This window comes from Ornithinibacillus californiensis (assembly GCF_001038485.1).
GTDB classification, from domain to species: domain Bacteria; phylum Bacillota; class Bacilli; order Bacillales; family Amphibacillaceae; genus Ornithinibacillus; species Ornithinibacillus californiensis.
Genome location: NZ_LDUE01000020.1, coordinates 22,100 through 34,835, shown reverse-complemented (window position 1 = coordinate 34,835; position 12,736 = coordinate 22,100). Strand labels below are relative to the sequence as shown.

The following is a 12,736-nucleotide window of genomic DNA, read 5'->3' as shown; positions in this document are numbered from 1 at the left end:
GGGCGCTTCCTTTATTTCGTATTAATAGCTGAAATTATTCTGTTTACACCGTCTTCTAATGTTTCACGTGGGCAAGCAATATTCATACGCATAAATTTCTCGCCTTCTTCACCGTAGCCCGCACCAGCATTCAGACCAACTTTTGCTTGTTCGTTAAAGAACTTCTGTATTTCTTTTGCGTTCATATTTAAGGAACTACAATCAATCCATACTAAATAAGTTCCTTCAGCATGTGCTACCACAAGGTCTGTATGTGTTTCTAATTCTTTTTTTACATATTGGTAATGACTATAGAGAATTTCTCTTAATCCATCAAGCCATTCTTCTCCATTGTTATAGGCTGCCTCTAAAGCAGTATTCCCCATTGTATTTAATCCGTGAAATCCTTGAATCGTAAACTGTTCATCTAACTTCTTCCGTATTTCGTTATTAGAAGTTACAGCATAGGATGCTTGTAGTCCAGCTAAGTTAAATGTCTTGGATGGCGCCATCATTGTGATTGTTCGATTAGCTATTTCCTCTGATAAGGAAGCAATGGGAATATGCTGTTTGTTAGGGAATGTCAAATCACCATGAATCTCATCTGATAAAATAAGCACATCGTAGTGAAGACTAAGCTTAGCAATTTTTTCTAGTTCATCTCGTGTCCAGACTCTTCCAACCGGATTATGTGGATTACAAAGAATGATTGCTTTAACACCCTGCTTAAGTTTTTCTTCCAAATCTAGAAAATCTATTTCATAACTATTTCCATTATAATGAAGAGTATTTTTTACAATATTTCGATTATGTGCTTCAATAACATTATAGAACGGTGTATAAACCGGGGTTTGTATTACTATTTTATCACCGGGATTAGTTAAAGCCTGAACAGCCATATGAAGCGTGGTTACAACGCCTGGACTAAAGGATAACCATTCCGAGTGGATATTCCAATCATGACGTTTGGATAACCAATTAACAATAGATCCTTTTACACTTTCATCAATTATCGTATATCCGTAAATTCCATGCTCTGCTCGTTCAATCAAAGCCTTATTAACAGCGTCAGGCGCTTTAAAGTCCATGTCAGCAACCCACATTGGTAGTACGTCTTCAGAATGAAATAAGTCTTTCACCATATCCCATTTGACAGAACGGGTGTTTTTACGATTATGTACCGTCTCAAAATATTCCACCATCAATACCTCCATTTTGTTATTACTATTATTATAACGCAAAAAGGGCAAAAAAAAGAGCAAAGCGTTTAATACGCCTTGCCTACAGGGGGAATACGAGAAAGTCTTACGTTATAAGTTTACCCCGATTTCATAAAGTTAAACATATTTTCTTAAATTTTTTTGATATCATGAAACTTTTTATCTAAACAAACGTTTACATATATAGAGGAGAAACGAGGGGGATGGCAATGCATGAGGAGCAAATGATTCAATTATTTAGGCAAAATCAAGCAGAGGGATTAAGACAATTCATAACGAAATATAAGCCAATGGTAGAACAATTCGCTTTTCAATTTGGAATAGCACGAGAGGGGATTCCAGAGATAGTAAAGGTGACCTTTCATAATCTGCTCCGAAGTATGGACCAATTTGTTCCTAGCCAACTTACTTTCCTTGTTCTTCAACAAACACAGAAAGCTATTAGGGATTTTCAGAGGAAACAAAAAAATATAATAAGTGAAAATGAATCATACAAACGTTATAGTTATTACTTTGAAAAACATGAACATATGATTATCCAGGGTTATTTAAGAGAGTTATCTAATAAATACAAACTCCCAATTATTTACTATTACTTTCATGCTTGTACAGTAGAAGACATTTCATTAATACTTAACGTGAAGTCAGAAACTTTACAAATGAGAATAGAGCAGGGTACCGATACTCTATATGAAAAATGTAAAAAAGTAGATACTACTTTCCCACTGTCATTTAATGACAAAGATATGGCTATTTTATTGGGTGAAATGAGATATGAATATGATCGATTACCTGAATTTAGTAATGTACAGGAAATTATGAGTTATGTGGAGACTTTAGGTCAAAAGCATAAATGGAGAAAAACATTTCCTATTATTGGTGGCATTATTGGACTTGCTGTATTTTCCTTTTTTTCAATTTCCTACATACAGGGAGAGAAAGAGCGCATCGCTATAGAAGAACAAGTTAAGTCTCAAGAAAATGAAACAGATGAATCTATAGAGGTTGGAATAGTTGGCGATTTAGAACCGGAAATTCTGAATTATTTAGAAGAAGCAAAAGAAAGACTTGCCATGGATTTTGGGGTCGAAAATGTAGATGATTTCCCAATGGTGAAAAGAGTGGAGCAAGTACTAGAAGATATCAAAACACATAGTCCTTCTAACTACATAAACGATGATTCCAAATATTATATCGATATGATGTTAACCCCACCATCTGTTATAGAGAAAAGACTACATCCAGATAATGTGGATACAGAACAGTCCTTTTCTGAATATCTTAATGTTGTCTCTATGTACGAATATGACTTTCAAGAATACTTACTTGATCTTCTTACGGAGTATCAGATTCCAATGGATGATTACGATGCTATTGTGTTGTCGCAAGGCAATCCGGGAAACTATGATGGTCCAGAAGAAATAATGGAATTTATTGTGCTTCTAAATCAACAAGGTTATGGGTTATGGGTAGATCCTGATAGTAGCCGGTTAAGAGTTGAGTTTTCCTATGAGCGCTTAAAAAATTACCTCACACAAATAGGATATCATGACGGGTATATAGAATATGTAGAAATAGCGCCAAAGATTAACAGCTATTATCTAAATAGTCGATTAGAAAGTGATAGTTGGAGAGAATCTATAGACATTCTTTTAAAATTGGAGTCATTACTGACAAACTATAAAGATGTATATGATGAGACATTTTATGATTCGTTAATATACAATGTTTATCAAGCGCTTTATGCATTTTTAGCAGGTCCAGAAGTTGCAAGACCACTAAAAGAACAAGATCAAGAAGTCTACTACACCTTTCTAGAGGAGCATGCAGATTCAGTCTATTGGGATATGGTAAACGAAGCGGTTAAGCATTGGGAAGCTAGCGAATGGATGCAAAGTGTCAATGCTGTCGATCCTATTATGGTGAGAATTCTTTTTGATGAACGTATTGGGTATGTTAAGCCAGAAGATATTGAAGAGATTAATACATACCCATTAGAGACTAGATCCATACCGATATATGATAAATATAAAGAGAATTTAGATGCTAGTTTATTAGAAGAACTAAGTCCATTTGAAATTGTCTCTTTATATGATTATTCTTATTCGAAAGATGAGGATGTCTATTTATCTTTACTATCTAATGAATTTCTTGCAGATAATTTAGATTTAGTGGAGAGTGCTCCTAATTTCGCTTTAACAGAATATCTATCCGATTCTACAGCCATTGTTCATTTAACGAATTGGGAGTTGATAAACGTAACTAGTATACATTTACAAAAAGAAAATGGGATTTGGAAAATTATTCAGAACTAGCAACCGATACAAAGGGGGGGAATCAATGCAAAGAGATAAAAAAGAACAGGATGACATTAAGGAAATAGTAACCATGTATAAGCCATTAGTGGAAGCATTTGTATTCCAATATGGGGTCGTTCCAAGTGATATTCCAGAAGTTGTACGTCAAACTTTTATAAATGCCTATCAGAAAATCCAGCAGTTTGAGAATAAAGAGATAAAAACATTTATCTATCAAACTACCGTTCAGTCTTTAAGGGCCTATGACAAAAGGATAGAAAAAGCTAGAAGAACAGGTGAAGTACTTAATGCCGATACCCAGTATGGCTATTATCTAGAAAAACAAACACATATCACTATACAGAACCTATTAGGTGAAATGGATTGGAAGGTTAAATTTCCCCTTATCCTACATCATTTACATGGAGAGACAAAGGAAGAGATTTCTAATATTCTTAAAGGTAATATTAACAAGCTGATACAGCGTGGGGAAAAGGAACTTGATGAGAAGTATAGGAAGGCTCTTAATCCCAATCTGGATAAATCTATGTCTGATATCTTACAAGAATTGAAATATGAATACGATAGATTACCAGAATTTATCAGCGCTCAAGACATTATGATAAGCATTAAAGTTGGTGATAAAACGCAACGATGGAAGAAGCTTTTGCCTACAATTGCAGGGGGTATAGGATTATTTCTATTTAGTCTTTTCTCTATCAATTATATAGAAGAACAAAAGCAGTTGAAACATCAGGCGGCACAGGAGCAAGAACAAACTGCGAAAGAAGCAGTTGTAGATAAAGAGGTAAATACAGAACCTGAAGATACTAATGATAAATTAGACCAGGAAATAGAAGAATATTTAGAACATGCCATTGAAGTGTTTGCAACGGATATTGGCTTGGGGGATGTTAGTAGTTTTCCGGTTGTTACAAATGTAGAATCAACCATTAATGAGTTAAGCCGACATCCTGATTCTTATATAGGTAACTGATTTTGATGAAACGAAGAGGTATATTGATACGATGTTAACTCTTCCGTCGTCTGCAATTGAAAAATTGGACCAACCTGAAGATATCAGTGCTCAATCATTTATATCGTTATTACACGTCTATTCTATGTATGAAGGTGAATTCCAAGATTATCTAATACGAACCATTAGCGGTATCCCTACTAATGAGTATGATAAACTTGTTGAAATGCTAGACAATACCGAACAATATGATGGTCCAGATGAACTAAAGAAGTTTTTAGAAATTCTAAATAAACAAGGTTATTATTTGGCTAGCGAACCTGAGTATGGCTATATTACTGTGAAAGCAGACTATGAAGAACTTATGCATAAGCTCAAATCAAAAGGATTTAGTGAGGCTCACCTTAGTGTTGTGGATTTTTTCGCTAAGCAAAATAACATAAACTGGTCGGAATGGCATGAAATGGATGACTATTTATTAGAGTTAGAATCACTTATTGATAATCATTATGAGGAATATGATGAAGGTTTATTAAGAGAATTATTCATGTATATGGATAATTATCTTGATCAGTATTTAAGGACTTGGGATGGATTGGAGACAGTAACTGAACAGGAAAAAGAAGAATATCAGCAATTCCTTAAAAATCATCCTGACTCCGTTTATTGGGGATTTATAAACAGCATTATAATTGAATGGGAAGAAAATGAGTGGAGAAGACATGGGGATTATATCTTTACTGACAATCTTAGATTTCTTTTCGATGAAAGATTCCAAAACGTGAAATATGAAGATATTATTAGGATTAGTACTTGGCCTTATACAAGTAATACCGGTGCAACATATCGGGATTACAGTAGTAGTTTAGATTCTAATTTGTTGACTAACCTTAAGCCTCTAGAAATCGTTTCATTATACGCATATTCCTATGAAAAAGAAGATAACAATACTTCTACGTCTTTGCTTTCAACAAGAAGCCCAAAAGAAGAGCTATTTGATGATTGGTTTGAGATTAGAAATGTTGGTGGTATTGCGTTGACGGACTTTACGTCTGATAATTCAGCAGTGGTATCCTTCGTTAATTGGGAACGAGAAATTATTATCTCTGTAGAATTAGTAAAAGAAGCTGGTGTTTGGAAAATAATACAGTAAAAAAGGGGTTGGGACAAAAGTTTCCTAATAAACACTATCCGAATAATTCTTGTATAGTGCATATAACCCGCACCGGAAATATACTCCGCTTTCCGCGGGCGGCTGGTGAGCCTCCTCAGAGCTAACGCTCTTGCGGGGTCTCACCGATGCCTTTCCCCCCGCAGGAGTCTCCGTATATTTCCGGTGCTAGTATAGTGGATTATTCGGACTTTTAATTAGATATATTCGTTATGTCCCAGCCCGTTCTTTTATTATTTCAACCGTTTTTCTAGTTCTTCCTTCTCTACTTCAAAACCTGGCTTGCCAAGCAAGGCAAACATATTTTTCTTATATGCTTCTACACCAGGTTGATCAAATGGATTTACTCCTAATAAATATCCACTTAACGCACAGGCTTTTTCAAAGAAGTAAACTAAATATCCGAATGTATAGGCATCAAGTGCCGGTACGTTAATGATAAGGTTAGGCACGCCACCATCCGTATGAGCAAGCAATGTACCCTGGTAGGCTTTATCGTTAATTTCATGAATCGTTTTACCAGCAAGATAATTCAGTCCATCCGAATTATTTTCTTCTTCTTCAAGCGTCAAGTCTAATTTAGACTGGTTCACATGAAGTACAGTTTCAAACAAGTCACGTCGTCCATCTTGAATATACTGACCTAATGAATGTAGATCTGTTGAAAAATTAGCAGATGTCGGATAGATACCTTTTTGGTCCTTTCCTTCACTTTCGCCATAAAGTTGTTTCCACCATTCGGAGAAGTACTGTAAAGCCGGCTCGTAGTTCACAAGCATTTCAATGGTTTTTCCTTTGTTGTATAAAACGTTTCTAACTGCTGCGTATTGGTAAGCAATATTTTTTTCCATAGAAGGTTCACTGAAATCAACCAATGCATCTGCTGCACCTTGCATCATTTCATCAATATTAATACCACTAACAGCAATTGGCAATAATCCTACTGCTGTTAAGACAGAGAAACGGCCACCAACATCATCTGGGATGACAAAGGTCTCATATCCAGCTTCATCTGCAACACCTTTAAGAGCACCTTTTGCTTTATCCGTTGTTGCAAAAATTCGTGTTTTTGCTTCTTCCATTCCATATTTGTCTTCTAAGTACTTTTTAAAGATACGGAAAGCTATAGCAGGTTCTGTAGTTGTACCACTTTTTGAAATAATATTGATTGAAAAGTCTTTACCTTCCAGAACATCAAATAGCTCCTTCATGTAAGTAGAGCTCATATGATGGCCAACAAAGATAATTTGTGGAACTTTTCGTTGCTCTTTGGAAAGCATGTTTTGGAAAGAATGATTTAACATTTCCAGTGCTGCTTTAGCCCCTAAATAAGAGCCCCCAATACCAATTACAAGTAGGATATCAGAGTCTTTCTGAATCTTTTCTGCACTTGTTTTGATTCGAGTATATTCTTCCTTGTCATAATTTTTTGGGAGATCAACCCATCCTAAAAAATCATTTCCAGGGCCAGTTTTATTATGTATTGCTTGGTGAGCAACAGTAACAAACTCAGATAAATTATCAATTTCTTCTTTATTAATAAAATCTAATGCATGCTGATAGGAAAATTGTATATGTGACATATTGTCCTCCTTTAATAGCCATTATAGATTAGTTTCCGTTTAAGATTTATAAAAATACATAGAAGAAGAGGCTTCTCCTATCAATATTATCAGTGAAGGTAATGTTGATGGGAGAAGCCTCTCTTTCCTAAAGTTTTAGTTCTTAAATTCTGACTGTTCGATCCACTCTTCAAGTTTTTCTTTAAGCGTGTTAAAACCTGCAGTGTTGTCTTCAGTTCTAACTGGTTGCTTAGCTTGAGGCTTTGGTGCTTGTTTCTTAGGTGCTTCCTCAGTTGCACGGATAGATAAAGAAACTTTATTTTTTTCTTCATCAATATTTAATACTTTAACTTTCACTTCATCACCAACTGAAAGGTGTTCATTAAGATCTTTCACGAATCCGTGAGTTACTTCAGAAATATGAACTAATCCTTGAACTTCATCATTAAGTGCAACAAATGCACCATATGGTTGAATTCCAGTTACTTTACCGTTAATAATCTGTCCTACTTCAATTTTATCTGTCATGCTGAACATCTCCTATACCTTCGTTTCTTTTCACACAATAAATAATTTTACCATACATTTTGGTTTAGGGCAAAAATATTATGTTTGCCATGGTATGGATGTAATTAATATGTCATCCTCATTGATAACGAAATCGTGACTTGGATTAAAAATCCATTCTTCTTCACGCAAAATTCCAAGCAAGAGGTGATTCTTCTGTTTCATTTCATATAGAACCTCTATAAAAGGTTGGTTAATAAATTTGGCTGGTGTTTTAAAGTGCTGAAATTGCTGCTTTTTTAACAGGTGGATAACCGTTTCAAATGGTTTCTCTCTGCTTTTAAACACTTCCTGATAAAGGAGGGCACTCATAAAATCATTGGGGCGAAGTATCGTACTGGCACCCGCCCGAACAGCGTTATCCACTTGATTCATCGTCATGATTTCTACGATAATCGGAATGAATTCATTGTTCCCTCTAACAGCAACTACTGTTAGGATGGACTGATTGTCAGATTGCTTTTCATTCTTATGGTTATCCCCACTTATGACAACTTTAGTTGCCTTTTGAATATTGGCCTTTTGGAGAAAATAATCATCAGTTGGGTCGCCATGAATAAAATGGATCGGAAAATGCCGATAAGACATTTGTGAAAGGGTTTGATCAATGAGTACAATTTCAGCTTTAGGATCTTTTTTTAAAATGGTATCCATCAGTATCCGGGTACGTTCATTCCAGCCGATTAAGATAATGTGGTTTTCTCCTTTATAAGCAACTTTACCTTGGGATAAATCGTTTTCATGTTGTACAGTTGAGGCTGCAAATTGTGTAATATAAAAGGTGAGTAATCCCCCTCCAGTTAGAATTAATACAATCCCAATTAATCGTCCTACTGTGGTTAATGGGACATAATCACCATAGCCGACGGTCGCACCTGTCACTACTGCCCACCAAACTCCATCAAAAATAGTCGGAAACTGCTCTGGTTCAATAAAATGTATAATTGTACCAAAGAGTACCATGACGACCAGTATGGTTAAAAATAACCGAATTAAAATTGGAAGCCGAAAGTAAATATGTTTAAAAATCTCGAGTGTCATTTTCTCACCTAATTAATTAGCTGTGTTTATTTAGTATGTACATTTTTCCTAGAACTATAGAAAAGAACCTACACCAGTATGGTATAGGTTCTATAATTTAAATATTCATTAATGTGTTTTTAAGACTAGTATAGACTTCGTTCCAGAGCTTTTCTTCTTGTCTAAAGCTTTCTGTCATTGTTTGAATCATTTCATTGAATTTTTCTTTATAGTTTTCGGCTTCTTTATCTGGTAAGTCTGCTCGAATTTCATCAACAAATTGTTGTACGTATTCAGCACGAGGTCCCCACTTTGCTACTTCGTTTCCATCTGTATCAATAAAAATGAAAATTGGTATGGAGCGTGATTTACCTTTTGTTAGGTATTGATCCATTAACTCTAGATTTTGATCGCGCAATAACATACGTACTTCCATATTTGTTTTTTCGGCTAAGTGAAGTAGAATCGGTGTATTCATCATGGCATCTCCACACCAATCCTCTGTTAATACGATTACTCGTAACTTCTTATCCTTAAGGTTGTTAAAGAAATCGGTATCCTCAGGGGCAGTAAAGGAATTATAGATATGGAGTAGGTTTTCTTTATGTGTTTCCATTTCTTCTATGTATTCTTGATGAGTCATAGCTTTTTCAAACCAGTCATTTAAAGTCATGTGGAGCCCTCCTAATAATTGTTACTTAAATTCTAATAATAATTCTATCTTACGTAAATAAAAGTGCTCGTTTACTCTATAATTTGGTATGATAAAACTAATTGATACATATAAGAAGGGTTGTTAAAATATGGAAAAAATAAATAGAGATTTTTTACTAGATCTTCTACAAACTCCATCCCCATCTAGTGATGAGGTAGCGATACAAAGAAAAATGCGAGATTATTATAAGGAATTTGCGGATGAGGTGTTGACAGATAACGCTGGGAATGTGATTGGTGTTCTTAATCCGGATGCTCCATTTAAAGTATTATTAGCTGGACATTGCGACGAAATTGCACTTGTTGTTAATCGTATTGATGAAAATGGTTATTTACATTTTGATAAAATGGGTGGCATCAATCCAAAAGCGGCCGTTGGAATGAAGACGACTGTACTTGGCTATGTGAAAACGGTCACTGGAGTTATCGGTGTCAATGCCCAACATCATGGTGGTTTGAAAAATGAGTTTGATCTAGAGGATTTATTTATTGATTGTGGATTCCGGACAAAGGGGGAAGCAGAGCAGTTTGTGCAAATTGGAGACCTGGTTGTTTATAAGACAGAGCCAGAAATTCTAATGGATCGCTATGTTTCAGGTAGAGGCTTAGATAACCGTACTGGTGCATTTATTGTTGCTGAGGTCCTTAGACAATTGAAGAAGAAAGGTTGCCAGGTAGGAGTATATGCAGCGAGTACGGTGAACGAAGAGACTAACATGGGTGGAGCGTATTTTGCTGCAGCGGGAATTGAACCCACAATGGCAATTGCATGTGATGTTACATTCGCAACAGATTATCCAGGTGTAAACAAAAATAAGCATGGTGATGTCCGACTTGAGAAAGGTCCAGTACTAGCTAAGGGTGCTCCTATTAATCGAAAAATTAATGAGCTGTTAGAAAAAACTGCGAAGAAGCTTCAAATGGATGTCCAGTATGAACTTACACCACGTCATACAGGAACAGATGCAGATAAAATGCGTTATACTGGCCGAGGTGTTCCAGTTTCTCTAGTATCATTACCATTACGTTATATGCACTCACCAGTAGAAACAGCAAGTCTTGAGGACATTGATCAAGAAATAAAGCTACTAGTGGAAATGATAAGTGAATTAACCGGGGAGGAGAGCTTGAACCCGTTAGATTAATGGTTTTAGGTAAAGGTGACAGGGAATTCCCCCTGGTACCTTTTTTATTTGTATTTATTGGTTCCAAAAAAAATATCTCGAATTCAAACAAACCCCTTTTCAAAATATTGCATGGTGTGTATAATAGTAATTGACAATAAAATATCGATTCCATCTTCGGGGCAGGGTGCAATTCCCGACCGACGGTAATGAACATTCGTTCTAAGTCCGTGAGCTGATTGAACTTCATCAATCAGTTGACCTGGTGTAAATCCAGGACCGACAGTTAAAGTCTGGATGGGAGAAGATGTCGAGCCGAGCATTGGTACATGATTATATGTGCCTATATTTCCTATGAATTTAACGAACCCTAAAGCCCCGATTAGGTCTGGCTTTAGGGTTCTTCTTATGTAGGAAAAGGCTATCCTTCATCACGAGATTGGAATCGATAACTAGATGAAGGAGGAATGGATGATGCAAAAATCATCTAATTTAGCAAGACTTATTATTTTATCTTTACTGGGAGCTGTTTCGTTATTATTATTCTTTATTAATTTCCCACTCCCTTTATTACCAAGCTACTTGAAGGTAGACTTTAGTGATGTACCTGCCATTATGGCTTCTCTTATTTTTTCACCATTAGCTGGTGTAATTGTAGTTGCGGTAAAAAACGTCCTTTACTTAGCAATAGGTGGGGGAGATATTGTTGGTGTAACAGCTAACTTCTTAGCAGGTGCCCTGCTCGTATTACCGATTGGTATTCTTTATCATAAGTTTAAAAATGTAAAGAGTATTGTATCTGGCCTTGTTACTGGAACGATCATTATGGCAGTTGGTATGGGTGTGTTTAACTATTTCATTCTCTTACCAGTTTACTCAGTAATGATGGGTTGGGGAGATATGACTCACGCAGCTAAGTTGGGAACAGTTGTTATAGGTATCTTGCCGTTTAATATTATTAAAGGGATTATAGTAGGTGCTTTATTTGTACCTATCTTTATAAAAATGCGTCGTTGGATTGAGCAGCAACAAGCTAAATTTGTATAATTAAATCTTACTTTAGAAGACTACTATTTTGTTTCATACAATATAGTAGTCTTTTTTACGCAGATCTAACACACTATATGATTAAAGGAGGTATGGCGAAATGAAAATACGCCTTTCAGATTATAATGAAGATTGGGCAGAAATGTTTCATACTGAGGTAAATGTTCTTAAAGAGATATTCGGTGCGGAGATTCTTAGATGTGAACATTTTGGTAGTACTTCCGTGCCTGGAATGAAGGCAAAACCTGTTATCGACATGATGTGTATCGTTCAAGACATTGATAAGGTTGATTCATTTAATAACCTCATGGCATCACTAGGATATGATATTGCTGGAGAATGGGGGATTAAAGGAAGGAGATTATTTCGAAAGGGTGGGGAAAACAGAACTCATCATATACACTTTTACCCATTGAATCACTCAGAAATAAATAGACATTTAATTTTTCGAGACTACCTCAAGAGTCATCCAGAGGCAGTCGCAAAGTATAGTGAATTTAAGAAATCGCTGGCCCGACGTTTTGAAAATACGAGTGATTATAGTCCTGCAAAGAGAGACTTTGTTAAGGAAATGGAGAAGCAAGCACTTTTATGGCAGGAAAAGCCGCGGAAACAATAAAGAAACGCTTGGAAGTGATCAGCCCCCAAGCGTCTTATACATAATTTAAATTACTTTTTCTTCGGAACAACACCAACTGTACATCTTGAAATACAGATTAGGTTATCCTCTTCATCAACAATATTTACTTCCCAAACCATAAAGGATTTACCGACATGAGCTGGTTTAGCTTTAGCGGTTACGACACCGTCGCGTTTGCTTTTCACATGGTTGGCATTGATTTCAATCCCAAATACATGATACTTTTCTAGTTCAACATGTAAGCAAGCTCCCATACTTGCAGCTGATTCTGCAAGTGCTACACTAGCTCCACCGTGAAGGTAGCCTAGTGGCTGGTGAGTCCGCTTATCTACTGGCATAGTCATGACAACTAAATCCTTTTCTAAAGAAACAGATTCGATACCAAGTGATTCCATAAGTGTATTGTTTAATTCCATCAG

The 12,736-nt window shown here is 35.9% G+C and carries 12 protein-coding genes and 1 riboswitch; of the genes, 6 read left to right on the top strand and 6 right to left on the bottom strand.

Going from position 1 to position 12,736, the window contains the following annotated elements:
* Nucleotides 1–11 precede the first annotated feature (11 nt).
* Nucleotides 12–1,178, bottom strand: coding sequence for a MalY/PatB family protein (locus tag TE34_RS04650; RefSeq protein ID WP_157037580.1), 1,167 nt, complete (start codon nucleotides 1,176–1,178; stop codon nucleotides 12–14).
* A gap of 230 nt (nucleotides 1,179–1,408) precedes the next feature.
* Between TE34_RS04650 and TE34_RS04645 the strand changes: the two genes are divergently transcribed.
* Genes TE34_RS04645 through TE34_RS04635 form a run of 3 tightly spaced genes read left to right on the top strand, consistent with a single transcriptional unit; the run spans nucleotide 1,409 to nucleotide 5,625 of the window.
* Entirely contained in the window at nucleotides 1,409–3,514 is a 2,106-nt protein-coding gene (locus TE34_RS04645) for a sigma-70 RNA polymerase sigma factor region 4 domain-containing protein (protein WP_047983663.1), read from the top strand.
* Nucleotides 3,515–3,539: 25 nt separating this feature from the next.
* On the top strand, nucleotides 3,540–4,493 hold the full coding sequence (locus TE34_RS04640) for a sigma-70 family RNA polymerase sigma factor (RefSeq protein ID WP_047983662.1): 954 nt from the start codon (nucleotides 3,540–3,542) through the stop codon (nucleotides 4,491–4,493).
* Between the two features lie 31 nt (nucleotides 4,494–4,524).
* Nucleotides 4,525–5,625, top strand: a complete 1,101-nt coding sequence (locus tag TE34_RS04635) for a hypothetical protein (RefSeq protein WP_047983661.1) — start codon at nucleotides 4,525–4,527, stop codon at nucleotides 5,623–5,625.
* Between the two features lie 251 nt (nucleotides 5,626–5,876).
* Here the strand turns inward: TE34_RS04635 and TE34_RS04630 are convergent, their stop codons facing one another.
* From TE34_RS04630 to TE34_RS04615, 4 genes are all read right to left on the bottom strand, one after another.
* Complete coding sequence (locus TE34_RS04630; protein WP_047983660.1) at nucleotides 5,877–7,226, bottom strand: glucose-6-phosphate isomerase; 1,350 nt, start codon at nucleotides 7,224–7,226, stop codon at nucleotides 5,877–5,879.
* Nucleotides 7,227–7,361: 135 nt separating this feature from the next.
* Nucleotides 7,362–7,733, bottom strand: coding sequence for a S1 domain-containing post-transcriptional regulator GSP13 (gene yugI, locus TE34_RS04625; RefSeq protein WP_047983659.1), 372 nt, complete (start codon nucleotides 7,731–7,733; stop codon nucleotides 7,362–7,364).
* 78 nt (nucleotides 7,734–7,811) lie between these two features.
* Complete coding sequence (locus TE34_RS04620) at nucleotides 7,812–8,813, bottom strand: potassium channel family protein (RefSeq protein WP_047983658.1); 1,002 nt, start codon at nucleotides 8,811–8,813, stop codon at nucleotides 7,812–7,814.
* Nucleotides 8,814–8,910: 97 nt separating this feature from the next.
* Nucleotides 8,911–9,465, bottom strand: coding sequence for a thioredoxin family protein (locus tag TE34_RS04615; RefSeq protein ID WP_047983657.1), 555 nt, complete (start codon nucleotides 9,463–9,465; stop codon nucleotides 8,911–8,913).
* A gap of 130 nt (nucleotides 9,466–9,595) precedes the next feature.
* Here TE34_RS04615 and TE34_RS04610 point away from each other — a divergent pair, with 130 nt between their 5' ends.
* From TE34_RS04610 to TE34_RS04600, 3 genes are all read left to right on the top strand, one after another.
* Nucleotides 9,596–10,651: a M20/M25/M40 family metallo-hydrolase gene (locus TE34_RS04610; protein WP_047983656.1), complete on the top strand. Its 1,056-nt coding sequence runs from the start codon at nucleotides 9,596–9,598 to the stop codon at nucleotides 10,649–10,651.
* A gap of 148 nt (nucleotides 10,652–10,799) precedes the next feature.
* A riboswitch (FMN riboswitch) is annotated at nucleotides 10,800–10,943 on the top strand.
* Nucleotides 10,944–11,104: 161 nt separating this feature from the next.
* Nucleotides 11,105–11,677, top strand: coding sequence for an ECF transporter S component (locus TE34_RS04605; RefSeq protein ID WP_047983655.1), 573 nt, complete (start codon nucleotides 11,105–11,107; stop codon nucleotides 11,675–11,677).
* A 100-nt stretch (nucleotides 11,678–11,777) separates the two neighbouring features.
* Nucleotides 11,778–12,296: a GrpB family protein gene (locus TE34_RS04600; RefSeq protein ID WP_047983654.1), complete on the top strand. Its 519-nt coding sequence runs from the start codon at nucleotides 11,778–11,780 to the stop codon at nucleotides 12,294–12,296.
* A 50-nt stretch (nucleotides 12,297–12,346) separates the two neighbouring features.
* Here the strand turns inward: TE34_RS04600 and TE34_RS04595 are convergent, their stop codons facing one another.
* Nucleotides 12,347–12,733 (bottom strand): PaaI family thioesterase, encoded by a 387-nt coding sequence (locus TE34_RS04595; protein ID WP_047983653.1) that lies wholly within the window; start codon nucleotides 12,731–12,733, stop codon nucleotides 12,347–12,349.
* Nucleotides 12,734–12,736: the final 3 nt, after the last annotated feature.

Excerpts from the sequence above, each read along its gene's own strand:
- TE34_RS04610 (WP_047983656.1), top strand. The coding sequence starts at position 9,596 with ATGGAAAAAATAAATAGAGATTTTTTACTAGATCTTCTACAAACTCCA.
- TE34_RS04645 (WP_047983663.1), top strand. The coding sequence starts at position 1,409 with ATGCATGAGGAGCAAATGATTCAATTATTTAGGCAAAATCAAGCAGAG.
- TE34_RS04615 (WP_047983657.1), bottom strand. The coding sequence starts at position 9,465 with ATGACTTTAAATGACTGGTTTGAAAAAGCTATGACTCATCAAGAATAC.
- TE34_RS04620 (WP_047983658.1), bottom strand. The coding sequence starts at position 8,813 with ATGACACTCGAGATTTTTAAACATATTTACTTTCGGCTTCCAATTTTA.
- TE34_RS04635 (WP_047983661.1), top strand. The coding sequence starts at position 4,525 with ATGTTAACTCTTCCGTCGTCTGCAATTGAAAAATTGGACCAACCTGAA.
- yugI (WP_047983659.1), bottom strand. The coding sequence starts at position 7,733 with ATGACAGATAAAATTGAAGTAGGACAGATTATTAACGGTAAAGTAACT.
- TE34_RS04595 (WP_047983653.1), bottom strand. The coding sequence starts at position 12,733 with ATGGAATTAAACAATACACTTATGGAATCACTTGGTATCGAATCTGTT.
- TE34_RS04640 (WP_047983662.1), top strand. The coding sequence starts at position 3,540 with ATGCAAAGAGATAAAAAAGAACAGGATGACATTAAGGAAATAGTAACC.
- TE34_RS04605 (WP_047983655.1), top strand. The coding sequence starts at position 11,105 with ATGCAAAAATCATCTAATTTAGCAAGACTTATTATTTTATCTTTACTG.
- TE34_RS04630 (WP_047983660.1), bottom strand. The coding sequence starts at position 7,226 with ATGTCACATATACAATTTTCCTATCAGCATGCATTAGATTTTATTAAT.
- TE34_RS04600 (WP_047983654.1), top strand. The coding sequence starts at position 11,778 with ATGAAAATACGCCTTTCAGATTATAATGAAGATTGGGCAGAAATGTTT.